This window comes from Kitasatospora sp. NPDC051164 (assembly GCF_044455625.1).
In the GTDB taxonomy this organism is placed as follows: Bacteria; Actinomycetota; Actinomycetes; order Streptomycetales; family Streptomycetaceae; genus Kitasatospora.
In genome coordinates, this window is sequence record NZ_JBITFB010000003.1 from 278,613 (window position 1) to 300,993 (window position 22,381).

At 73.8% G+C, this 22,381-nt stretch carries 19 protein-coding genes; 6 read left to right on the forward strand and 13 right to left on the reverse strand.

Features of this window, described 5'->3' with window-relative positions; all coding sequences use genetic code 11:
* Positions 1–103 precede the first annotated feature (103 nt).
* Both ACIBEC_RS06215 and ACIBEC_RS06220 read right to left on the reverse strand, forming a co-directional pair.
* A complete protein-coding gene (locus ACIBEC_RS06215) occupies positions 104–544 on the reverse strand; it encodes a molybdenum cofactor biosynthesis protein MoaE (protein WP_360505616.1) in 441 nt (146 codons plus the stop codon).
* Between the two features lie 211 nt (positions 545–755).
* Complete coding sequence (locus ACIBEC_RS06220) at positions 756–1,904, reverse strand: NAD-dependent epimerase/dehydratase family protein (RefSeq protein ID WP_396287760.1); 1,149 nt, start codon at positions 1,902–1,904, stop codon at positions 756–758.
* Positions 1,905–2,102: 198 nt separating this feature from the next.
* Between ACIBEC_RS06220 and ACIBEC_RS06225 the strand changes: the two genes are divergently transcribed.
* Both ACIBEC_RS06225 and ACIBEC_RS06230 read left to right on the forward strand, forming a co-directional pair.
* Positions 2,103–3,653: a zinc-dependent metalloprotease gene (locus ACIBEC_RS06225; protein ID WP_360505613.1), complete on the forward strand. Its 1,551-nt coding sequence runs from the start codon at positions 2,103–2,105 to the stop codon at positions 3,651–3,653.
* Positions 3,650–4,237: an NUDIX hydrolase gene (locus ACIBEC_RS06230; RefSeq protein WP_360505610.1), complete on the forward strand. Its 588-nt coding sequence runs from the start codon at positions 3,650–3,652 to the stop codon at positions 4,235–4,237. Before ACIBEC_RS06225 ends, ACIBEC_RS06230 begins: the two co-directional genes overlap by 4 nt.
* 90 nt (positions 4,238–4,327) lie before the next feature.
* Here ACIBEC_RS06230 and ACIBEC_RS06235 read toward each other — a convergent pair whose 3' ends face one another.
* Positions 4,328–5,062, reverse strand: coding sequence for a YgjP-like metallopeptidase domain-containing protein (locus tag ACIBEC_RS06235; protein WP_360500075.1), 735 nt, complete (start codon positions 5,060–5,062; stop codon positions 4,328–4,330).
* A gap of 255 nt (positions 5,063–5,317) precedes the next feature.
* Between ACIBEC_RS06235 and ACIBEC_RS06240 the strand changes: the two genes are divergently transcribed.
* On the forward strand, positions 5,318–6,406 hold the full coding sequence (locus tag ACIBEC_RS06240) for a TOMM precursor leader peptide-binding protein (RefSeq protein WP_360500072.1): 1,089 nt from the start codon (positions 5,318–5,320) through the stop codon (positions 6,404–6,406).
* Positions 6,407–6,539: 133 nt separating this feature from the next.
* On the opposite strand, the gene ACIBEC_RS06245 is transcribed toward ACIBEC_RS06240, so the two are convergent.
* On the reverse strand, positions 6,540–8,066 hold the full coding sequence (locus tag ACIBEC_RS06245) for an MFS transporter (RefSeq protein WP_360500069.1): 1,527 nt from the start codon (positions 8,064–8,066) through the stop codon (positions 6,540–6,542).
* Positions 8,067–8,223: 157 nt separating this feature from the next.
* Here ACIBEC_RS06245 and ACIBEC_RS06250 point away from each other — a divergent pair, with 157 nt between their 5' ends.
* Positions 8,224–8,946: a TetR/AcrR family transcriptional regulator C-terminal domain-containing protein gene (locus tag ACIBEC_RS06250; protein WP_360500067.1), complete on the forward strand. Its 723-nt coding sequence runs from the start codon at positions 8,224–8,226 to the stop codon at positions 8,944–8,946.
* Between the two features lie 199 nt (positions 8,947–9,145).
* Entirely contained in the window at positions 9,146–10,594 is a 1,449-nt protein-coding gene (locus tag ACIBEC_RS06255) for an AarF/UbiB family protein (protein ID WP_360500064.1), read from the forward strand.
* 114 nt (positions 10,595–10,708) lie between these two features.
* Here the strand turns inward: ACIBEC_RS06255 and ACIBEC_RS06260 are convergent, their stop codons facing one another.
* The 4 genes from ACIBEC_RS06260 to ACIBEC_RS06275 form a co-directional block, all read right to left on the reverse strand.
* Complete coding sequence (locus ACIBEC_RS06260; RefSeq protein ID WP_360500061.1) at positions 10,709–11,107, reverse strand: hypothetical protein; 399 nt, start codon at positions 11,105–11,107, stop codon at positions 10,709–10,711.
* Positions 11,104–11,472 carry a WhiB family transcriptional regulator gene (locus ACIBEC_RS06265; RefSeq protein ID WP_396287762.1) on the reverse strand — a complete coding sequence of 123 codons (369 nt, stop codon included), beginning with the start codon at positions 11,470–11,472 and terminating at the stop codon, positions 11,104–11,106. Before ACIBEC_RS06265 ends, ACIBEC_RS06260 begins: the two co-directional genes overlap by 4 nt.
* A 168-nt stretch (positions 11,473–11,640) precedes the next feature.
* On the reverse strand, positions 11,641–12,087 hold the full coding sequence (locus tag ACIBEC_RS06270) for a hypothetical protein (protein ID WP_360500058.1): 447 nt from the start codon (positions 12,085–12,087) through the stop codon (positions 11,641–11,643).
* Positions 12,088–12,367: 280 nt separating this feature from the next.
* Complete coding sequence (locus ACIBEC_RS06275) at positions 12,368–14,635, reverse strand: ATP-dependent DNA helicase UvrD2 (RefSeq protein ID WP_396287763.1); 2,268 nt, start codon at positions 14,633–14,635, stop codon at positions 12,368–12,370.
* Positions 14,636–14,799: 164 nt separating this feature from the next.
* On the opposite strand from ACIBEC_RS06275, the gene ACIBEC_RS06280 reads away from it, so the two are divergent.
* Complete coding sequence (locus ACIBEC_RS06280; protein WP_030236313.1) at positions 14,800–15,057, forward strand: mycoredoxin; 258 nt, start codon at positions 14,800–14,802, stop codon at positions 15,055–15,057.
* A 29-nt stretch (positions 15,058–15,086) separates the two neighbouring features.
* Here the strand turns inward: ACIBEC_RS06280 and ACIBEC_RS06285 are convergent, their stop codons facing one another.
* The 5 genes from ACIBEC_RS06285 to ACIBEC_RS06305 form a co-directional block, all read right to left on the reverse strand.
* Positions 15,087–15,926, reverse strand: coding sequence for a GntR family transcriptional regulator (locus ACIBEC_RS06285; protein ID WP_360500055.1), 840 nt, complete (start codon positions 15,924–15,926; stop codon positions 15,087–15,089).
* 208 nt (positions 15,927–16,134) lie between these two features.
* Positions 16,135–17,076 carry an NAD(+) diphosphatase gene (nudC, locus tag ACIBEC_RS06290; protein WP_360500052.1) on the reverse strand — a complete coding sequence of 314 codons (942 nt, stop codon included), beginning with the start codon at positions 17,074–17,076 and terminating at the stop codon, positions 16,135–16,137.
* A gap of 69 nt (positions 17,077–17,145) precedes the next feature.
* Entirely contained in the window at positions 17,146–18,549 is a 1,404-nt protein-coding gene (locus tag ACIBEC_RS06295) for a dipeptidase (protein ID WP_360500049.1), read from the reverse strand.
* Between the two features lie 131 nt (positions 18,550–18,680).
* Positions 18,681–21,554 (reverse strand): FtsX-like permease family protein, encoded by a 2,874-nt coding sequence (locus ACIBEC_RS06300; RefSeq protein ID WP_360500046.1) that lies wholly within the window; start codon positions 21,552–21,554, stop codon positions 18,681–18,683.
* On the reverse strand, positions 21,551–22,315 hold the full coding sequence (locus tag ACIBEC_RS06305; protein WP_360500044.1) for an ABC transporter ATP-binding protein: 765 nt from the start codon (positions 22,313–22,315) through the stop codon (positions 21,551–21,553). The genes ACIBEC_RS06300 and ACIBEC_RS06305 overlap by 4 nt, the downstream gene beginning before the upstream one ends.
* Positions 22,316–22,381: the final 66 nt, after the last annotated feature.

Below are 22,381 nucleotides of genomic sequence, written 5' to 3' on the forward strand. Positions count from 1 at the left end.
CGGCGGGTGCGGCTCCACGGCGGGTGCGGCTCCACGGCGGGTGCGGCTTCACGGCGGGTGCGGCTTCACGGCGGGTGCGACGCCCCGGTGCGGGCGGTCGGCGTCAGCAGCTGCCGGCGCCGACCCACTCCTCCTCGCCGTCGGCGAAGACCTGGTGCTTCCAGATCGGCACCTCGTGCTTGAGGTCGTCGATCAGCCGGCGGGCGGCCGCGAAGGCCTCGCCGCGGTGGGCGCAGGAGACGGCGACGATCACGGCCTTGTCGGTGATCTCCAGCCGGCCGACCCGGTGGACCGCGGCGAGCGCCCGGACCGGGAAGTCGGCGACGACCTTCTCGGCGATCCGGCGCATCTCCTGCTCGGCGTTGGGGTGGCAGCTGTACTCCAGCGCGGCGACCGACTTGCCGCCGTCGTGGTCACGGACCGTCCCGACGAAGACGGTGGTGCCGCCGGCCGCGTCGTCGCCGACCGCCTCGTACACCTCGTCCAGCGAGAGCGGGGTGTCGCGGATGGCGAGCAGGCGGATGGGGTCGTGGTTCTCGGACATGACCCCATGATTCCTCATCCGGACCGGTCGGAGGCAAGTGTCTTCCGCATCACGATGTGGAAATTTCGCATCGTGAGAAAACGGCGCCGATCCGTCGATCGGCACGCCTCAGAACCGGCGCACCTCGGAAGCGGCACGCCTCGGACCCGGCCATCGCCTCGGACCCGGCCATCGCCTCGGACCCGGCCATCGCCTCGGACCCGGCACCGCCTCAGAACCGGCGCCGCTTGCGGGCCCGGCGCACCAGCGCCGCCGTACCGACCAGCGCCACCGTCGCCCCGGCCGCCCCCAGGCTGGTCGCGGCCTCCTTACCGCCCAGCCGGCGCCCCGCCACCGCGTGCTTGCCGGACACCTGGGCCAGCAGCTCGGCCAGCACCTGCTCGTTGGTGTGCGCCGGGCGCCACCCCGCCTCGTGCAGCCGGCTGCCGGACACCACCCACGGGTACATCGTGTACGCCAGGTCCCCGGCCGGCGCCGGGGTCAGGCCCAGCCGGTGCAGCCGCGCGGCCGTCCCGAGCGCCAGCGCGGCAGGCAGCTCCATCCGCCGGATCCCCGACAGCCGCTCCACGTCCTCCTGCTCCAGCCAGCCGTCGCAGCCGACCGTCACCTCGCCCTCGACCAGGCCCAGCGCCGCGTACTCCAGCGCCGCCGCCAGGTCGTCCGCGTGGCAGAACTGCCAGCACGGGCGGGAGCCGGCCACCACCAGCAGCCGGGGCGCCTCGAAGTGCCGGGTCAGCACGGTGTCCACACCGGGGCCCACCACCACGGCCGGGCGCAGCACCGTCACCTGCAGCCCGGGGTGGGCGCGCGGCGCGCGGCGGGCCAGCCGCTCGATCTCCAGCAGGTCCCCGACCAGCGAGGCCTCCTCGGTCGCCCGCAGCTCGGAGTCCTCGGCCAGCGGTACCTCGTTGTCGGCCAGCGCGCCGTAGACCATCGCCGAGGTGCACAGCACCACCCGCTGCACCCCGGCGGCCGCGGCCGCGGTCAGCACCGTCTGGGCGCCGCGCACGTTGTAGGCGCTGCGGGCCCGCGGGTCGGACTCCATGCCGAAGTCCATCGCGAGGTGCACCACCACGTCGACCCCGACCAGCCGCTCGGCCACCGCCGGGTCCCGTACGTCCAGCACCCGCCACTGCACGCCCGGGACCTCGCCGCGCCGGTCGTCGACCGCCAGGACCTTCTTCACGTGCGGGGAGGCCACCAGTCGCGCGGCGACCCGCTCCCCCAGCACACCCGCGGCGCCCGTCACCGCCACGGTCAGCGGCCGTCCGCCGTAGGCTGGAGGCGGCGACGCCGTGGTGTCCGACGCCTCCTCTCCTCCGGTCAGCCCAGAGCGAACGTCCGAGGGCGGGGAACTCACCGGCCATCCTCCACGGTTAGCTTATGTGCGTACGGACGTGTGTCACGTACGTCCATCCTGCCCGAGGCGAAGGCCCGGCGGTGCACCCGGCGCGGACCTGCCGCGCGGGAGCCGCCCCCGAGTCCCCCACTCCGCCGCCGCCCCGGGCGCAGACTTTTCCGCCACACCCGCATGACGGCCGACCGGATCGAGGACCCCGTGAGCGACCTTCCCTTCGGATTCGGCGTTCCGCCCGAGGAGCCCGAGGACGGCAAGGCCAAGCCCGACGACGCGCAGAAGAAGGACCAGGACCAGTCCGCCTCCGGCCCGCAGCAGTTCGGCTTCGGGGGCGGCAACCCCTTCGGCGCGATGTTCGGCATGCCCGGTGTCCCGGGCGGCCCCGGCGGCGCCGACAACCCCTTCGCCGCGATGTTCGGCGGCATGAACCCCGGCGACCTCGGCGCCGCGTTCCAGCAGCTCGGGCAGATGCTCTCGTTCGAGGGCGGCCCGGTGAACTGGGACCTCGCCAAGAACATCGCCCGCCAGAGCGTCGTCGCCGAGCCCGCCGAGGGCAAGAGCAAGGACCGCTCGGTCAGCGCCGCCGAGCGCTCCGCCGTCGCCGAGGCCGTCCGCCTGGCCGACCTGTGGCTCGACGGCGCCACCGAGTTCCCCTCCGGCGCCGGCACCGCCGTCGCCTGGAGCCGCGCCGAGTGGATCGAGGCCACCCTCCCGGTCTGGAAGGACCTGGTCGACCCGGTCGCCGAGCGCGTCGGCAACGCCATGGGCGGCATCCTGCCCGAGGAGATGCAGGCCATGGCCGGCCCGCTGATGGGCATGATGCGCTCCATGGGCGGCGCCATGTTCGGCACCCAGATCGGCCAGGCCCTCGGCGCGCTCGCCGCCGAGGTGGTCGGCTCCGCCGACGTCGGCCTGCCGCTCGCCCCGGCCGGCCAGGCCGCGCTGCTGCCGCAGAACGTCGCCGAGTTCGGCGAGGGCCTGAGCGTGCCCGCCGACGAGGTCCGCCTCTACCTCGCCCTGCGCGAGGCCGCCCACCAGCGACTCTTCGCCCATGTGCCGTGGCTGCGCGCCCACCTGCTGGGCGCCGTCGAGGCCTACGCGCGCGGCATCAAGGTCGACACCTCCCGCATGGAGGAGCTCGTCGGCCAGCTCGACCCGAGCAACCCCGAGGCGCTCCAGGACGCGCTCGCCGGCGGCCTGCTCCAGCCCGAGGACACCCCCGAGCAGAAGGCCGCGCTCGCCCGCCTGGAGACCGCGCTCGCGCTGGTCGAGGGCTGGGTCGACGCCGTCGTGCACGCCGCCGCCGAACCGCACCTGCCGCAGGCCGGCGCGCTGCGCGAGACCGTCCGCCGGCGCCGCGCGGCCGGCGGGCCCGCCGAGCAGACCTTCGCCACCCTGGTCGGCCTGGAGCTGCGCCCGCGCCGCCTGCGGGACGCCTCCCGGCTGTGGGCGCTGCTCGCCGACGCCCGCGGCGTCGAGGGCCGCGACGCGCTCTGGGAGCACCCGGACATGCTGCCCACCGCCGCCGACCTCGACGACCCGGACGCCTTCGTGCACCGGGGCACCGCGGACGGCCTGGAGGGCGGGCTCGACTTCGACGCGATCGACAGGCTGCTCGGCGAGGCTGCGGCCGGCAAGCCCGACCTCACCAAGGGCCCCGACCTCGGCAAGGACGACGGCCTCTCCGAGGACGACGGCAAGCCGAAGACCGACGGCACCGACACCGACGGGAAGGGCGAGCCCACCGCATGACGGACCCCGGAACGTCCGCGTCCCCCCTGCACGCGGACGCCGTCCGCACGCTGTCCGCATGGCGCCCCGCCGAGGAGGACCAGGAGCGGCTGCGGCTCGACTACCTGGCGCACCTGGCCGCGCAGCCCGACGGCATGTACCGGTCCTGCCTGCCCGCGCACATCACCGCGAGCGCGGCCGTCGTCGACCCGGCCGCCGGGCGGGTGCTGCTCACCCTGCACCCCAAGGTCGGCATGTGGCTGCAGATGGGCGGGCACTGCGAGCCCGGCGACCGCGACCTCGCCTCGGCCGCGCTGCGCGAGGCCGTCGAGGAGTCCGGCATCCCCGACCTGGTCCTGCTGGAGGCGGACGGCGCCCCGGTCCCGGCCAAGCTGGACCGGCACGTGGTCCGCTGCACCGGCAAGGACCGGCCGGAGAACACCCACCTCGACGTCCAGTTCATCGCGGTGGCCCCGGCCGGCGCGCAGGCACTGATCAGCGAGGAGTCGCTGGACCTGCGCTGGTTCGACTACGACGGGCTGCCGGAGCTCACCGACCACTCGGTGCGCGATCTGGTGGCCCGGGCGCGGCAGCTGACCGGCTGACGTGCGACAGCAGAAGGGGGCGCGGGCCGATACGGCCCGCGCCCCCTTCTTGTCGTTCTCCGGTCGGCTTCCGCCGCCCCCCGGCGCGCGTCAGCCGCAGGAGGTGGCCGGGTCGGACCCCTGGTCGGCGTGCCGGGCACCGGGGATGTGCGGCAGCCGGGCCGCCGAGACCACGCCCTCCAGGTAGCCGCGGGCCCGCTCGGTCCGGGGGTAGGCCTCCAGCAGGGCCCAGAACGCCGGACCGTGGTCCGGCACCAGCAGGTGCGCCAGCTCGTGCAGCAGCACGTAGTCCAGCACGTACTCCGGCATGCCCTGGAGACGGTGGGAGAGGCGGATCGTGCCCTCGCTCGGGGTGCAGGAGCCCCAGCGCGAGTTCTGGTTGGTGACCCAGCGGACCTGGCGGGGATGGGCGCGGTCCTCCAGGTAGGCGGCCGACAGCTCACGGGCCCGGGTCATCAGGGCCTCGTCCCCGGGGATCCGCCGGGACTCCTGGGCGGCGAGCTTCTCCAGCATCTGCGCGACCCAGCGCTGCTCCTCGGCGTGCGACATCCGGGCCGGGATCAGCACCACGGTGCGGTCGCCCTCGCGGTAGGCGGAGACCGTACGACTGCGGCGGGCGCTGCGCCGCACCTCGACCCGGCTACGGTCGAGCGCCTCCGGGGAGACCGCCCCGACGGGCGGATGCGGCGGCGCCGACCTCGGCTGCTGCTCCGGGTGCAGCTGGTCCGGGCGGCCGCGCGTGTTCGGCGTCGCGATCTGCGACCCGGACGCTGCACGGGCACGCCGACGCGACGCCGGTGGATGGGAGTCCCGCTCGGCTGCCATGGCACACGACGTTACCCGGTGGCACGGACAGAAGTCCGCTGCCATGGCCGGAATCTTTCATGGAGTGATCGGGAACGAAATGTCGACGGCGGGTGTCCGGAAACCGACGCCGGGGAGGATGGCCGGTTATCCACAGGGCGTGCGAACCGCTGGTCCGATCATGTGTACGGGCCTGTGGAAAACCTTCGCCGCCCCGTCGGCCCGATGGGGCATGCTGCGGTCAGCCGTCCGGAAACGATCGGGAGGAAGATCGCCGTGCGCCTCGCACTGAAGCCCGCCCTGTCCCGCAGTTGGCGGGACTCCGAGACCCTGCAGTTCGGCACCGTCACCCGCCACGCGGGGGTGCTCGGCAATGCCGACCCGACCCTGTGCGAGTTCCTCGGGCTGCTCGACGGCACGCGCGACCGGCCCGAACTCCTGGCGGCCGGCGAGCGGATCGGCCTCGGCCGCGAGCCGGCCGACACCCTGCTGACCGAGCTGGCGGAGACCGGGCTGCTGGACGACGCGGAGGCCGCCGACCGGACACTGGCCCGCTTCCCCCAGCCGCACCGGGAGCTGCTCGGGCCCGACCTCGCCTCGCTCTCCCTGGTCCACTCCGGCCCGGGCGCCGCACCGGCGATCCTGGCCCGACGGGCCGACGCGCGGATCGAGGTACGCGGCGCGGGCCGGGTCGGTGCCGCCGTGGCCGCGGTGCTCGCCGCCGGCGGCACGGGCACGGTCACCGTCGTGGACGGCGGCCGGGTCACGCCGGGCGACTGCTCCCCGGCGGGGCTGCCGCCCGGGGACGTCGGGCGGCTGCGCTCGACGGCGGCCCGGGAGGCGGTGCAGCGCGCCGCGGGCCGTCCGCCGGCTCCGGCGCCGCGCCGCGGGCCCGGCGACCCGCCACCGGACTTCGTGGTCCTCGCGCCCCGGGACGGCAGCGCCGCCTTCGCGGGCGGGACGTACGAGGCCCGGCTGCTGCTCCGGGCCGGGGTGCCGCACCTGTACGTCGGCGTGGTCGAGGAGTTCGGCGTCGTCGGGCCGCTGGTGATCCCCGGGATGTCGGCGTGCGGGCACTGCCTGGTGCTGCGCAGGGAGGACGAGGACGCGGCCTGGCCGCGGGTCCTGGCCCAGCTGGCCCACGAGGGCCCGGGCCGCGCCCGTACGCCGGCCTGCGACACGGCCCTGGCCACGGCGGTCGCCGGACTGGCCGCGCTGCAGGCGCAGGTGTACCTGGACGGTGGCCGGCCGCCGAGTGTGGACGGGTGGTGCGAGGTGTCGGCGGGTGACGGGATGGCCCGGCGGCTGCGGCTGCGGGGGCACCCGGACTGCGGGTGCCTGTGGCAGCCGCTGCCGCCGGGCTGAGGGGTCGAGGGGCCGAGGGGTCGAGGGGCCGAGTCACAGCGCCGAAGAACGCCGAAGAGCGCCGGAGGCCGGCACCCCGCAGGGTGCCGGCCTTCCCGGCGCACGCGCCGACCGGACTCCGTCCGACCGGGACTCAGGCGGCGACCACCGCCTCCTCGGTGTTCTCCTCGGCCCCGGCCGCCGCCTTCCGGTCCCGCATCACCAGCGTGGCCACCAGCGCCGCCGCCAGCACACCGATCGCGCTGACCGTGAAAGTGGTCGTCATCGCCCCGGTGAAGGCCTCCCGGGCGGTCCGGACGAGCCCGGAGTCCCCGTTCGCGATCGCCAGCGCCCCGGCGATGGAGTGCTTCGCCTGCTCCGGCATCCCGGCCGGCATCCCGTTCGCGAAGCCGCTCGACAGCAGCGAGCCCAGGATCGCGATGCCGAGCGCGGTGCCCGCCTGCTGAATGGTGTCGTTCAGCGCCGAGCCGACGCCGGCCTGCTCCGCCGGGATCGTCCCCATCAACGCGCCCACCGCGGCCGGCATCGCCAGGCCCGCCCCGAGGCCGAGCAGACCGAGCGCCACCGCCGGGACGGCGAAGCCGGTGTCGGCCGAGACGGTGGTCAGCAGCGCGAACGAGGAGGCCATGACGAGCATCCCGGCGAGGATCAGCAGCCGGTTGCCGAACTTCGCCGCGAACTTGGCGCCGAACCCGTTGCCGAGCAGTGCCGCGACGGCCAGCGGCAGGAACGCGAGGCCCGCCTTGACCGGCGAGTACCCGAGCACGAACTGGAGGTACTGGGTGAGCACCAGCAGCAGCCCGCCGTTGCCGATCTGGACCAGGGTCAGCGACAGCGAACCCCCGCTGAAGTTGCGGGCCTTGAAGAGCGCCAGCGGCACCATCGGCGCGGCGGTGACGTTCTCCCACACCACGAACCCGACGAGCGCGACCACCGCGACGACCAGGGTGACCAGCGCCCGGCCTGCGAACGCGCCGTGCTGCGGGATCTCGATGATCCACCAGATCAGGGCGGTCATGCCGACGGCCGACAGCACCGCGCCCAGCGGGTCGGGCTTCTGCCACGGCCCCTTGGACTCCGGCATCAGCAGCAGGCCCGCCAGGATCGCCAGCGCCACCACCGGGACGTTGATGAAGAAGATCGAGTGCCACGAGAAGTGGGCGATCAGCACGCCGCCGAGCACCGGGCTGCCGACCAGCCCCAGCATCGAGACCGAACCCCAGGCGGCCATCGCCTTGTTGCGCTCGTCCCCGTCGAAGACGGTGATGAGGATCGACAGCGTCGAGGGCATGATCAGCGCGCCGCCGACGCCCATCGCGATCCGGGCGACGATGACCTCGGCAGGGCTGGCGCAGAAGGTCGCGGCGAGCGAGGCCGCTCCGAAGAGCAGCAATCCGATGATCATGACCTTCCGGCGGCCGAAGCGGTCGCCGAGGCTGCCGGAGGTGAGCAGCAGGCCGGCGAAGACCAGGACGTAGGAGTCGAGGATCCACTGGGTGTCCTGGGCACTCGCGCCGAGGTCGGTGGTCATCGAGGGGACCGCGACGGTCAGGGCCATGCTGTCGATCACCAGCACGAGCGAGCTCAGGCAGAGCACGATCAGGATCCACCAGCGGTGCGGGTTGCGGCCCCCGGCCTCGGTCACGTTGTCGGCTGACATCAGCTTCCCCTCCCCAATCGCGCACACCGTTCCTTCGGTGCGCACTGCGTTCCGTCGATGCGAACACTGTACGCATGGCGGAACAGTGTGCGCAACCACTGACTCCTGTACGCTCGATGCGAACGGTGTACGCAGCACGTAGGAGGAGGAGCAGCCCATGGCCGCCCGAACGAACCCGATCCCGTCCGTGTGGGCCCGCCAACAGCGCGAGCCCGACCAGCCCTCCCTCAGCCGGGCCTCGATCGTGCGCGAGGCGATCACCATGCTGGACGCCGACGGCACCGAGGCCCTGAGCATGCGCAAGCTCGCCACCCGCCTCAACGCGGGCGCCACCTCCCTCTACCGGCACGTCGCGACCAAGGACGAGCTGATGGAACTCGCGGTGGACGAGGTCTTCGGCGAGATGGCCCTGCCGCCCGCCGACAGCCCCGACTGGCGGGCCGCCGCCACCGAGGCCGCCGAGGCCTTCCGGACGACGGCCCTGCGCCACCCCTGGCTGTCCTCCGTGCTGGGCCAGGCCGGCCTCGCCTACCTCGGCCCCAACCTGGCGTCCTACGGCGAGCGGCTGACTGCCTTCTTCGCCGCCGTCGGTTTCCCCGAGCCGGTCCGGGCGATCGACACGCTCATCTCCTACGTCGTCGGGATGAGCACGACCGAGGCGGCCTGGCTCACCACCGTCGCCCGCTCCGGGGAGAGCGAGGCCGACTTCATCGCCCGCCTGATGCCCGCCGCCCAGCAGGCCAGCGCCGACTACGCCCATCTCGCCGACGCCTACGCGGCCGCCGCCGCGCTCACCGACCCGGCCGAGGTCCGCAACGCCAAGTTCGCCTACGGCCTGGAGGTCGTCCTGGACGGCCTCGCCCTGCGCCTGCCCCGCTGACCCCGGCCGCCCCTCGGCCTGCCCGGCCCACCGCGGCCGACCCCGGCCGACCGGACCAAGCCGCCCAACTCCCCGCAAAGGGGCGGCGCTCCCCGCCCCACCTCGCGGAATTCCGGCGGGCGCGGCGCGGGGAGCGGGCACAATGGCGTAGTGATGGTCGGCCGTCCGGTGTCGGGGGGCCAGGGATTGGAGGCCAGGGGTGAGCGATCTTCCGCGCAAGGCAGTGACCCGCACGGCACGGCTCGCCGCCCTGCCGCTGGGGATAGCCGGTCGCGCCACGCTTGGCCTGGGCAGGCGGATCGGCGGCCGCTCCGCCGAGGTGGTCACCGCCGAGCTGCAACAGGCCACCGCCGACCAGCTGTTCAAGGTCCTCGGCGAGCTCAAGGGCGGGGCGATGAAGTTCGGGCAGGTGCTGTCCGTCTTCGAGGCCGCACTGCCGGAGGAGGTCGCCGGTCCGTACCGGGCGGCGCTCACCAAGCTGCAGGACGCCGCTCCCCCGATGCCCGCCGCCAAGGTGCACACCGCGCTCGCCCAGCGGCTCGGGGACGACTGGCGCGAGCTGTTCCGGGAGTTCGACGACCGCCCCGCGGCCGCGGCCTCGATCGGCCAGGTACACCGGGCGGTCTGGCACGACGGCCGCCGGGTCGCGGTCAAGGTGCAGTACCCGGGCGCGGGCGACGCGCTGCTCGCGGACCTGTCGCAGCTGAGCCGGGTGGCCTGGCTGCTGGGCCCGCTGATCCCGGGGCTGGACATCAAGCCGCTGATCGCCGAGCTGCGCGAGCGGGTCTCGGAGGAGCTGGACTACGAGCTGGAGTCGCAGGCCCAGCGCCGGCACGCCGAGGAGTTCGCCGGCGACCCGGACATCGTGGTGCCGGGCGTGGTGGCGCAGGCCGACCAGGTGCTGGTCACCGAGTGGATGGACGGCACCCCGCTGGCCGAGGTGATCGCGCGCGGCACCCAGGAGGAGCGCGACCGCGCCGGGCAGCTGCTGGCCCGGTTCCTGTTCGCCGGCCCGTCCCGGACCGGCCTGCTGCACGCGGACCCGCACCCGGGCAACTTCCGGCTGCTGAAGGACGACGGCCCGGTGTCCGGCTGGCGGCTGGGCGTGCTGGACTTCGGCACGGTGGACCGGCTGCCGGGCGGCCTGCCCGCGCCGATCGGGGCCTCCCTGCGGATGGCGCTGGACGGGGATGCGGCGGGCGTCCTGAAGATGCTGCGCGAGGAGGGCTTCGTGAAGCCCTCGATCCGGCTGGACGCGGACGCGGTGCTGGACTACCTGCTGCCGATCATCGAGCCGGCCGCGGTGGAGAACTTCCACTTCACCCGGGCATGGATGCGTGCCCAGGCGGCCCGGATCGCCGATCCGCGCTCGCCCGCCTACAACCTGGGCAAGCAGCTCAACCTGCCGCCCGCCTACCTGCTGATCCACCGGGTGACGCTGAGCACCATCGGTGTGCTCTGCCAGCTGGGCGCCAAGGCGCCGTTCCGCGCGGAGATGCTGGAGTGGCTGCCCGAGTTCGCCGACCGGACGGTCCGGCCGCGACGGCCGCAGCGACCGGAGAAGACGGAGAAGTCGGAAAAGCCGCTGGTTCCGGAGAAGCCGAAGGCCCGCAAGAGCACCGGCTCCCCCCGCGTCCCGAAGAGCTGACGGAACGCGCCGGCCCCAACGCCGGCCCCAACGGCCGCAGGCCGCTCCCCACCTTCGGGGAGCGGCCTGCGGCACGACGGGGGTCAAGCGAAAGGGCCCGAGGGCCCGCTGGCACTACATCAGCGCCACGGCGAGGGCCTTGCGGGCCCGCAGCGAGGCCCGCTCGGCCCGCTGCCTGAGCTTGTGGGCCCGGACGACCCGGCTGACGAGCCGTTGGTTCTCGGCCTCGTGGAGCCTGTCTTGCATATGGGCTCGGGCCAGGGATTCGTGGAGGAGTTGCATTTCGAGGATCCTGTTCTGGGTCTGACGTTCGGTGGCCTGCTCGGCGCGGGCGGTGGGATCGACGGCGGCGGGGTTCATGTCGTGGTCCTGCTCGGGGTGCGTGCTCGGGAATGGGGTACGGGCTGCGGCGTCGGCCTTGGCGGCGGCGATCCGCACGGATCGGCGGAGGGCGCTGTCCAGCGAGGGCTGCTCTCCCCGGCGGACGACCCTGGCCTGGTCGGCGGGGTTCACGCCATGACCTCGGTCTTGCGCGGGCGGCCACGCGGCCGCTTGCGGGCCACGACGACACCCTGGACGAACAGCTCGCCGCCCCAGACGCCCCACGGCTCACGCCGCTCGAGGGCGCCGGTCAGGCAGGAGTCCTTCACCGGGCAGGTGCCACAGAGGGACTTCGCGTACTCGACGTCGGCGGGCGTCTCGGCGAAGAAGACCTCGGGGTCGAAGGCGCGGCAGGGGATGGGGAGACCGAGCGCTTCGGCCTGCTCGATCGAGGTGATCTGCATGGAAAGAACCTCCGGGGGGTCGGCCTGGTCGGCCTTGGTGATCTGGCTTGTCGGCGGTACGGACGGGGTGGGCGGTGTGATGACCGTGGACACTGTGGCGTCTTCCTCGTCTTCTCAGTGGTTCCGGCCCAGTCGACTGGTGGTGCTGGGCCGGAGGCCCCGGAGGGCCTGGGTGGTCTTGCGTACCGGACAAAACAGAAGGGCCGCGGATCCCGGTGGTGACGGGTTCCGCGGCCCTGGAGGTGCCGACCTGAGGCTGACTCAGGTTCGTTCTCTCCAGGGTTCAGGCCCGCGGAAGGCCCGCATCCGGATGGCCTTGGCGCCGTTGAAGGCGGCCATGGCCTGGTTGATCTGCTGCTCGTTCTGCTTCTGGGGGTTTCCGGCACCGATGACCTGCGCATAGCCGCCATGCAGGGCGGCGGCTACGGCTGCCTTCGGTGCCTGGGTCGGTCGCTCATCGCGCGGGGAGCGCGACGTGCCGACCGGCGCCCAGTCACGGGACAGACCGGTCTCGACGACGGCGCCTTCGATGCTCCTGCTGCCCGTGAGGCACAGATCAGTGTGTCCGAGACCACTGACAGCGGAGATGACGGAGACACCGGTGGTGTCGAGACCCAGACCGGTTCCACCGAGCTCGGCGAGCGCCCGCAGACGGGCGGCACGCAGGGAGGCAGCGACAACGGTCTGGCCAGTCATTTTGGTGATCATGATGTTTCCCACTGTGCTCGCCTCCTCTCGGCGTCTCGCGGAGCCAGGTTTCCCCGGCTCCGAATGTTCGGATGTCTGTCTCGGTAAAGCAGTGAAGCTGTGGGTGCAGGGGAACCGGCACAGGTGTCACCCCGTGCGATCGCGTCCCCTTGACCGCCCCGGCAGGCTATTGCGCTCCCGGTACGCCGCGCAAACTATTTTTCGCGGTGAGTTCCACGGCGCGCTCCGCAGCCGGTTTCGAAGTCCCCCGAGCAGTCCCCTGGACCGCGCCCGTGCCGGCTCACGCCGGATCGACCGAACCGTCGTCCTCGACGCCGTCCGGATCCTCCTCGGGCTCCTCCCCCGCACACAACGAGAGCACGGCGGCCCCGTACTTGTCCAGCTTCATCGCGCCGACCCCCGAGATCGAGGCCAGTTCCCCGCGGCTGGCAGGCACGTCCTCGGCGATCGCCATCAGCGTCGCGTCGGTGAACACCACGTAGGCCGGGGCGCCCTGCTCCTTGGCCTGCCGGGCCCGCCACTCGCGCAGCCGCTCGTAGAGCCCCTCGTCCATCGTGGACGGGCAGCTCTCGCAGCGGCGCAGCTTGCGTTCGACCGCCTCGGTGAGCACCCGGTCGCAGACCCGGCACGTGACCGGTCCGCGGACCCGCCGGGCGGCGGAGCGCTCGCCGGGCTCGACGCCCCCGCGACCGCCACGCGCGCCGGTCCGCGCGCCGGGTGCGGAGGAGCCCGGCCGCAACCCGTCGAGGAAGCGGCTGGGCTTGCGGCTGGCCCGGCCGCCCGGGGAGCGGGAGAGGGCCCAGGAGAGGCTGAGGTGCTTGCGGGCGCGGGTGACGCCGACGTAGAGCAGACGGCGTTCCTCCTCGACCTGCTCGTCGGTCTTGGCATAGATGATCGGCAGGGTGCCCTCGGTGAGGCCGACGAGGAAGACGGCGTCCCACTCGAGACCCTTGGCGGCGTGCAGGGAGGCGAGGGTGACGCCCTCGACGGCGGGGGCGTGCTGGGCGGCGGCGCGGGCGTCGAGTTCGGTGACGTAGGCGGCGAGGTCGGTGCCCTGGCCGGCGGCGGTGCGGGTGCGCTCGAACTCCTCGGCGAGGCGGACGAGGGCGGCGAGGGACTCCCAGCGGTCGCGGACGGCGCCGGAGCCGGCCGGGGGCTCGGGGGTGAAGCCGCGGGTGGCGAGGACAGCGCGGACCTGTCCGGCGAGGTCGGGGGCGCCGTCGGTGAGCGGGTCGGAGGCGGCGCGGGCGGCGCCGCGCAGCAGGACTCCGGCGTCGCGGACCTCGGGGCGCTCGAAGAACCGTTCGGCGCCCTTGAGCTGGTAGGGGACGCCGAGGTCGGCGAGGGCCTGCTCGTAGACCTCGGACTGGCCGTTGGTGCGGAAGAGGACGGCGATCTCGCTGGCGCGCACGCCGGTAGCCAGGAGGTCCTTGATCCGGCGGGCGGTGGTCTCGGCCTCGGTGGGTTCGTCCTCGTACTCGGTGTAGACGGGTTCGGGGCCGGCTTCGCGCTGGGAGACGAGTTCGAGGCGGTGGCGGGCGGCTTCGCCGCGGGCCTGGGCGAGCAGTCCGTTGGCGAGGTGGACCACCTGCGGGGTGGAGCGGTAGTCGCGGACGAGTTTGACGACCGTGGCCTCGGGGTGGCGGCCGCGGAAGTTCAGCAGGTAGTCGGGGGTGGCGCCGGTGAAGGAGTAGATGGTCTGGCTGGCGTCGCCGACGACGCAGAGGCTGGCGCCGCCGTCGGGGCCGGTCCACTGGTCGAGCAGGCGCTGCTGGAGCGGGGAGACGTCCTGGTACTCGTCGACGGTGAAGTGCCGGTACTGGGAGCGGACCTGGTCGGCGATGTCCGGGCGGTCCTCCAGGATGGCGGCGGTGAGGAGCAGGACGTCCTCGAAGTCGATGTTGCCGCGGCGGCTCTTGGTCTCCTCGTAGACGCGGTAGACCTGGGCGGCCTCGGCCGGGTCGCGGGGGGCTTCGCGGCCGGACTTGGCGACGGCGACGGGGTAGTCCTCGGGGCTGATCTGGGTGACCTTGGCCCATTCGATCTCGGCGGTGAGGTCGCGCAGTTCGGTGCGCTGGACGCGCAGGCCGCAGCGGCCGGCGGCCTCGGCGACGAGCTGGACCTTGCGCTCGAGGAGCTGGGGGACCGGGCCGCCGACGGCGCGGGGCCAGAAGTACTGGAGCTGGCGCAGGGCGGCGGCGTGGAAGGTGCGGGCCTGGACGCCCTCGGCGCCGAGCTGGCGCAGGCGGCCGCGCATCTCGCCGGCGGCGCGGGCGGTGAAGGTGACGGCGAGGACCTGCTGGGGGTGGTAGACGCCGCTGCGCACGCCGTACGCGATGCGGTGCGTGATGGCGCGGGTCTTGCCCGTGCCGGCGCCGGCGAGGACGCAGACCGGGCCCTGCAGGGCGGTGGCGACGGCGCGCTGCTCGGGGTCGAGCCCGGCGAGCACGGCGTCGGGGCCCGTCGCGGCGCCGGGGTCGGCCCAGGGGGAGCCGTGGGGGGCGTCGTACGGGCTGCCGCTCAAGAGGTCTTCCTGCATGCGTTCCATCTTCTCAGCCCGGTGGGACAACGGGGGCGGGGTTGTCCACAGGCCCGGTGTGATCGCAGGATGATCACTCCGCAGTGCGGTCGATGGCGGTCCGGAATGCCCGTCGCCCGGTGAACGTTTCCTCCGGAGACCGTACGCACCTCTCTTTCGAAGGAGCCCCCTCGATGTCCGGCACCGTGACGATGTACAGCACGACCTGGTGTGGGTACTGCAACCGACTCAAGAGCCAGCTGGACCGTGAAGGCATCGGCTACACCGAGATCAACATCGAGGAGGACCCGGCCTCGGCGTCCTTCGTCGAGTCCGTGAACAACGGCAACCAGACGGTGCCGACGGTGCTGGTGACGCCGGTGGGCGGCGGCGAGCGGGTCGTGATGACCAACCCGAGCCTGCTGCAGGTCAAGAAGGCCCTGGCGGCCTGATCCGGCCGGGTCGCCCGGGCCGGCGCGCGTCACGTCGCGTCGGCCCGGGCGGGGTCGACGGGCGCGGCGGGCGCGGGCAGGGTGGTGCGCGCGCCGAGGTCGCCGACGCCGTAGACGAGCCGGCTGCGGTCGGCCGAGTAGCGGGTCTCGATGACCCGGACGGGCCCGCGCCGGTCGTAGGTGACGCGGGTCTGCACCACGAGCGGCACGCCGGGGCCGCCCTGGAACCACTGGGCCTCCTCGGGGCCGGGCATCCGGGCGACCAGGTGGTCGACGGCACCGATCTCGGTGCGTCCGAGGGTGGCGAGCACGGCCTCGTCGCCGCCCTCGACGGGGTCGGGTTCCATCAGCGGGGTGCCGGCGGCCAGGCCGGCCCGGTAGTGGCTCTCCTCGATGGAGTACGGCTCGCGGTCGAGCAGCCGCAGCTGGCGGCGGACCACGATGGCCTCGCCGGGGCGCAGTCCGAGCCGTTCGGCGATGTCGACCCGGGCCCGGACGATCATCATCTCGAAGTCGGTGCTGAGTTCGCGCCCGGCTTCGGCGGCCTCGCCGAGGTAGACGTCGGAGGGCCCGGCCAGGCAGTCGCGCGGCGCGGGGGCCAGCGTGGGTCCGTAGGCGCGATGGTCCAGGACCGGGTGTTCGCGCAGGTAGGTGCCCTTGCCCTGGAGCCGGACCAGCCGGCCCTCGTTGACCAGGACGTCGACGGCGAGGCGGACGGTGTTGCGGGCGACGCCGTACTGGCGCTCCAGTTCGCTCTCGACCGGCAGGGCGGCGTCGGCGGTGAACTCGCCCTCGGCGATCCGACGGCGCAGGTCGGCGGCGAGGCGCTGGTATTTGGGGGATTGGGCGGTGCCCCGGGGGATTGTCACCGAGTGAATGTAGCGAGCGCGGTGACACGGTTTCAGCCGTTTCCGGCAATGTCGTCCATGCGGGTTGACGACGGGGATCCGCAGGCACCTTCCGGTAGCAGACCTGGCCCGTCCGGATACGAACATCCGGTTGTGAGGAATCCGGAAAGGGATCGGAAAGAAAAAAGGGGGCGCGCGGCATTGGCCGCACGCCCCCTTTTCGTAGGAATTACCAGCGCGCCGCCGACGGCAGCGGCTCGCCGTACCAGAGCTCGACCAGGTGCCGCGCGATCGAGATGCCGGACGGCGGCAGGATCTCGCCCGCCTCCATCCCGGCCCGCAGCTCCTCGCGGGAGAACCAGCGCGCCTCGGCCAGCTCCTCGCCGTCCACGGTGATCTCGGTGCCGCCCGGCAGCGCCTTGCCCGTGAAGCCGAGCATCAGGCTGGACGGGAACGGCCACGGCTGGCTGGCGACGTAGTGCACCTCGCCGACCTGCACACCCGCCTCCTCGTGCACCTCGCGGGCCACCGCCTGCTCGATGGACTCCCCCGGCTCGACGAAGCCGGCCAGGGTCGACCAGCGGCCCTCCGGCCACAGCGCCTGACGGCCGAGCAGGCAGCGGTCCTCCTCGTCGGTGATCACCATGATCACCGCCGGGTCGGTGCGCGGGTAGTGCTCGGCCGCGCAGGAGGTGCAGCGCCGCACGTGCCCGGCGCCGGCCTTCTCGGTCGGGTGCCCGCAGCGCGAGCAGAAGCTGTGCAGCCGGTGCCAGTGCTCCAGCGCGACGGCGTGTACCAGCAGCCCGGCGTCGCGGTCGGACAGCAGCCCGCCGACCTCGCGCAGCCCGGCCGGACGGGCGTCGCCGTCCAGGCGCCCGGGCAGGCTCTCGCCGGCCAGCGCGAAGTACGAGACGCCGTCCCGGTCGGTGCCGAGGAAGTACCGGTCACCGCCCTGCGGCGCCTCGAAGGAGGGCAGCAGCACCAGTTCGGTGCCCTGCGCGGTGTCGACGACGAACGCCTCGCCGCCGGCGATCGGCAGCACCCGGGTGTTCGGGTGGCTCCAGGCCGCCGCCAGCCAGGGCTCGTCGAACCGGTGCTCGGCCGCCCGGTCCACCCCGGCCCGGGCCAGTACCAGTTGCAGCGGGCGCTCGGTCTCAGGCACGGTGCTCACGTCGTTCCATCCCCACGTGGTGAATCATCCGAATGAGTGATCTGACAGCCTCGGTACGCGGCCCCTCGCTCACGCGCCGGGCCGGAAGTTCTCGGCCAGGTCGCCCCACAGGTACGCGGCCGTCTCCACACCCTTGGCCAGCAGGTCGAGTTCGACCTTCTCGTTGACCGAGTGCCAGCCGTCCGAGGGCACCGAGATGCCGAGGAACAGCACCGGCGCGCCCAGCACGTCCTGCAGGTCGGCGGCGGGGCCGGAACCGCCCTCGCGGGTGAAGAGGATCTTCTGCCCGAAGGCCCGCCCCATCGCGCGGACGGTGGACTGCAGCGCCGGGTGGTCCAGCGGGGTCAGGCAGGGCCGGGTCGCGCCCGGGAACACCAGCTCGTACCGGACGCCCTCGGGCACCCGCTCGGCCACCCAGGCCCGCACCGCCTCGCGGACCTTCTCCACCTCCTGCCCGGCGACCAGCCGGAAGGACAGCTTGAGGTGCGCCGACGCGGGGACGATGGTCTTGCCGCCGGGGCCGGTGTAGCCGCCCCAGATCCCGTTGACCTCGGCGGTCGGGCGGGCCCAGATCCGCTCCAGGGTGGAGTAGCCGGCCTCGCCGCGGGTGCCGGACGACTTGGCGACCTCCAGCCACTGCTCCTCGTCGAACGGCAGCTCGGCGAACAGCTCGCGCTCGCGGTCGGTCAGCTCGATCACGCCGTCGTAGAAGCCCGGGACCGCCACCTTGCGGTCGGCGTCGTGCAGGGCGGCGGCCAGCTCGGCCGCGACCTGGGCAGGGTTGGGGACGGCGCCGCCGAAGGACCCGGAGTGGATGTCGGTGTCCGGCCCGTACAGGTCGATCTGGGCGTCGGCGAGGCCGCGCATGCCGGTGCAGACGGTCGGCGTGGACGCGGACCACATGCCGGTGTCGGAGATGACGACCACGTCGGCGGCCAGCCGGTCGGCCTCGCGGCGGACCAGGTCGGCGAAGTTCGGCGAACCGGACTCCTCTTCACCCTCGATCAGCAGCTTGAGGTTGACGGCCGGCGCGGTGCGGCCGGTCGCGGCCAGGTGGGCCCGCACGCCCAGGGTGTGGAAGAACACCTGGCCCTTGTCGTCAGCGGCGCCGCGCGCGTACAGCCGGTCGCCGACCACGGTCGGGGTGAACGGCTCGGTGTCCCAGCCGTCCTCCTGGGCGGCGGGCTGCACGTCGTGGTGCCCGTAGACCAGGACGGTCGGCGCGGACGCGTCCCCGGAGGGCCACTCGGCGAACACCGCCGGCAGGCCGTCGGTCTCCCACACCTCGGCGACCGGGAAGCCGGTGTCGCGCAGCTTGCCGACCAGCCACTCGGCGGAGCGCCGCACGTCGCCGGCCCGGGCCGGGTCGGCGGAGACCGACGGGATGGCCAGCCACGCGGAGAGGTCTTCGAGGAAGGCGGCCTGGTGCCGGTCGATGTAGGAGCGGACGACGCTGTCCGGGGTACTCGTCATACCGACGACTGTAGTTCGCCCGTGCGGGTGCCCGCCCCGGCCCTCCGGCTCAGGGGCGTTCCCGGGGCTGTAACCTCCGTCACCCCCGCCGCGCACGGGCGCGGACGGGGGTGACGGAGGGGGTGCGGGCCTCAGCCCGAGCGGCGCAGCATCGTGATCCGCGAGCGGGTGAGCACCGCCGCCAGGCCGGCCGCGAGCAGCGGGAGCACCACGACGGTGGCTCCGATGGTCAGCCAGGGGATGACCACGGTCGCGCCGTTGGCGATCTCGTCCGGGCTCATGCCGGGGAAGCTGCGCGCCGCTCCCTCGACCTTGCGCAGTGCCACGCCCGGCACGATGCCGCAGACCACGCCGAGCAGGGCGCCCATGGCGGCGATCACGCCGCACTGGAAGCCGGACAGCGAGCGCCGGATGCGCGGCTCGGCGCCGACCGCCGCGAGGGTGGTCAGATCGCGCTGGGAGTCGGCGGCGGCCAGTCCCGTGGCGATGCCGGCGGCGCCCAGGGCGACCAGGCTGGCGAAGACGCTCAGCCCGAGGGTGACGAGACCGGCCCGGGACTGGTAGCCGCGCTCGACGGTGAGGACGTCGCGGTCGCTGATCTTGGCGAGCGCGCCGTCGGCCTTCTGCTGGGCGCCGTCGGAGGGCACGGTGCCGGGCAGCCAGACCGAGCCGGCCATCGAGGTGGCGAACCCGAGCCCGGCCGCGGTGTCCGGGCTGATCACGGCCTGCCCGGGGGCGGGCATCGCGGCGTCCGCGAGGACCGCGTCGACGGCGATCTCGTGCCGGACGGGCTTCTTGTTGGAGCTGCCGCCCGCGGTGTACTCGCTGAAGGAGACCGGTTCGGAGTACTGCAGCGCGACCTTGCCGTCCTTGAGGTACCGGGCGTCGAAGACCACGGCCTTGCCGGCCGCGAGGGCCTGTCCGGCGGCCGGGTCGGTGACGCCGTAGAGGTTGTGCAGCAGGGTGGCGTCGCCGGCCGACAGCGGGCTGTAGGGGCTGCCGCGGCGGTTGTTGGTCTGGCAGCGCTTGTCTGTCTGCAGGATCCGCTCGACCTCGCCGGGACCGAACTCGCGGTCCGTGTCGGTGACGGGGCAGCGCATCTCCTTGGGCACCTCGACGCTGATGTAGCCGCACCCCCCGTCGTCGGAGCAGCTCTCCTTGTAGTGCACGCTCTGGACGTCGGCGCGCGGGCCGAGGTCCGGGATGCCGCGTTCGACGGCCTCGCGCATCTGCGGCAGCAGCTTGGTGTCGGCAGCGGACAGCCAGCCGGTGCCGAGCAGGACGGCACCGGCGGGACCGTGGGCGACGTACTCGCGCCGGTACTGCTCCTCGAAGCTGGCGGTGTAGACGCTGACGGCGACGGAGCCGGCGACGGCGGCCATGACGGCGGCGACGGCGGGCGCGGTGCGGCCGCGGTGGCGCACCGAGTCGCGCAGGGCGAGCCGGGGGCCGAGCGAGAGCCAGCGCCCGAGCCGGCCGAAGAGGCCGACCAGGTAGGGCGTGAGCGCGACCATGCCGAGTTCGGCGATGGCCGAGCCGCCGAGGACGGCGAGGCTGCGGTTGCCGCTGGTGGCACCGAACAGGGCGAGGGCGGCACCGCCGCCGAGCATCACCAGGCCGAGCACGGCGAGCTTGCGGCTCGGCGGCTTGAGCGAGTCCCGGCCGGTGAGCGCGGAGACGACGTCCTGGCGGGAGGCCTGGACGGCGGGCACGACGGCCGCGAGCAGACCGGTGACCAGGCCGACCAGGAGCACGCCGAACAGGTCGAGCGGCTGGACGGCGAAGTGGCCGAAGCGCCGACCGGAGGACTCCTCGGCCTGGGTGCGCAGCAGCGCGGCCAGGCCGACGCCGAGACCGAGGCCGACCACAGCGCCGGTGACGCCGAGGACGATGCCCCCGCCGAGGACGACGGCGCGGACGTTGGCGCGCTCACCACCGGCGGCGGCGAGCAGGCCCAGCTGCCGCCGGGAGCGCCGGGCCCCGACGGCGAAGGCGGGGCCCGCGAGGAGGACGATCTCCAGCAGGGCCATGCCGACGACGGTGGCGAGGATGACGACGCCGGTCTGGTTGAAGTACGCGGTGTCGCCGACCTGGTGCCGGTCCTGTTCGACGTAGTACGGGACGTCGGCGCGGGCCGGCGGGTCGATCAGGACGGCGCGGGAGGTGAGGTTGAAGCCGTACTCGTTGAGTTCGGTGACCTTGTGCCAGTCGAGGCCGGCGCCGCCGGGGAGCTTGACCAGCCAGCGGGTGGGCTCACCGGTGCCGCCGGCCGGGCCGCGGGTGGCGCCGGGGGTCTTGGCGAGCTGGTCGATGACGGCGCCGGGGCGGGCGATGAGTTCGGTGCCGTTCAGTTCGCCGGGGTACTCGTAGACGCCGGTGATCGTGAAGGGGGTGCCCTCCAACCCGCGGACGGCGGTCCGGTCGCCGAGCTTGAGTCCGGAGCGCCTGAGGAAGTCCGGGGTGACGGCGGCCTCGCGGTCGCCCGTCGGGGCGCGGCCCTTGACCCGGTTCATCCGGCCGTTCCAGACCGGGTCGGTCAGGTCGGCCTCGCTGACGCGGGTGCTGAGCAGGCCCTCGGTGCTGCTCGCCGCGGTGTACGGGCCCTGCCGTTCGGGCACGAGGATGGCGCCGGCCGGGAGCAGTTGCCGGGCCAGGTCGGCGGGTGCGGTGTCCAGGGCGCGCTGCTGCGCGGGGGTGACCTGGGGAGCGGCGCCGTCCTTGGCGGTGTCCTTGGGGTTCTGGATGGTGAACCCCGTGTCCGGGTCGGGCGCCTGCTGGACGGAGGAGCCGCGTTCGACCATCTCCAGTGCGCCGGCGGCCTGGCCCATGACCCGTACCGCGTGTTCGACGGGCGTGAGATCGGCGCTGCGGAAGACCACGTCGGCGCCGGTGACACCGAGGACGGGCAGGGCGACCATGGCGATGACCAGGGCGCTGCGGCCCTTGGCGCGCAGGGCGTCACGGCGGGCGATGCGCAGGGCGACCCGCCAGGCGCTGAGCTTCACTCGTCCACCTTCATGCTGTTGGTGGCGGCGCTGACCAGGAGGCTGGCGGCGTCCTGGCTGACGGACTCGTCGACCATCCGGCCGTCGCGCAGGAAGACGACGCGGTCGGCCCAGGCGGCGTGCCGGGCCTCGTGGGTGACCATCATGGCGGCGGCGCCGGCGTCGCAGCGGGCGCGCAGGACGGCGAGGACGGCCTCGCCGGTGGTGGAGTCGAGCGCGCCGGTGGGTTCGTCGGCGAGGACCAGGCGGCGGTCGCCGATCAGGGCGCGGGCGATGGCCACCCGCTGCTGCTGGCCGCCGGACATGTCGTCGGGGAAGCGGTCGGCGAGTTCGGGGATGCCGAGTTCCTCCAGGGCGGCGAGGGCCTCGCGGCGGGCCGCACGGGCCGACAGGCCGTCGAGTTCGCGCGGCAGCGAGATGTTCTCGGCGGCGGTGAGGGCCGGTATCAGGTTGTAGTCCTGGAACACGTAGCCGACGGAGCGGCGGCGGACCTGGGCGAGCCGCTTGCGGTTGAGGTCGCCGAGGGCGACGCCCTCGACCAGGACCCGGCCGGTGCTCGGGCTGTCGAGGCCGCCGGCCAGCGTCAGCAGGGTCGACTTGCCGGAGCCGGAGGGGCCCATGACGGCGACGAACTCGCCGGGGTGGACCTTGAGGTCGACGCCGCGCAGGGCCTGGACCTCGGCCGCGCCGTGGCCGTGGACGCGGGTGACGTCCTCCAGGTGCAGCACGGGCGCCTGCCGGGACTCTTGGGTGTGGGACACGATTCCCCCCTAGTACTGGGTGTGGGCTCGGGGTCGGGGCCCGGGCCGGTGGTTCGGTGCCGGGGC

Excerpts from the sequence above, each read along its gene's own strand:
- ACIBEC_RS06215 (WP_360505616.1), bottom strand. The coding sequence starts at position 544 with ATGTCCGAGAACCACGACCCCATCCGCCTGCTCGCCATCCGCGACACC.
- ACIBEC_RS06280 (WP_030236313.1), top strand. The coding sequence starts at position 14,800 with ATGTCCGGCACCGTGACGATGTACAGCACGACCTGGTGTGGGTACTGC.
- ACIBEC_RS06275 (WP_396287763.1), bottom strand. The coding sequence starts at position 14,635 with ATGGAACGCATGCAGGAAGACCTCTTGAGCGGCAGCCCGTACGACGCC.
- ACIBEC_RS06250 (WP_360500067.1), top strand. The coding sequence starts at position 8,224 with ATGGCCGCCCGAACGAACCCGATCCCGTCCGTGTGGGCCCGCCAACAG.
- ACIBEC_RS06235 (WP_360500075.1), bottom strand. The coding sequence starts at position 5,062 with ATGGCAGCCGAGCGGGACTCCCATCCACCGGCGTCGCGTCGGCGTGCC.
- ACIBEC_RS06270 (WP_360500058.1), bottom strand. The coding sequence starts at position 12,087 with ATGATCACCAAAATGACTGGCCAGACCGTTGTCGCTGCCTCCCTGCGT.
- ACIBEC_RS06295 (WP_360500049.1), bottom strand. The coding sequence starts at position 18,549 with ATGACGAGTACCCCGGACAGCGTCGTCCGCTCCTACATCGACCGGCAC.
- ACIBEC_RS06230 (WP_360505610.1), top strand. The coding sequence starts at position 3,650 with ATGACGGACCCCGGAACGTCCGCGTCCCCCCTGCACGCGGACGCCGTC.
- ACIBEC_RS06245 (WP_360500069.1), bottom strand. The coding sequence starts at position 8,066 with ATGTCAGCCGACAACGTGACCGAGGCCGGGGGCCGCAACCCGCACCGC.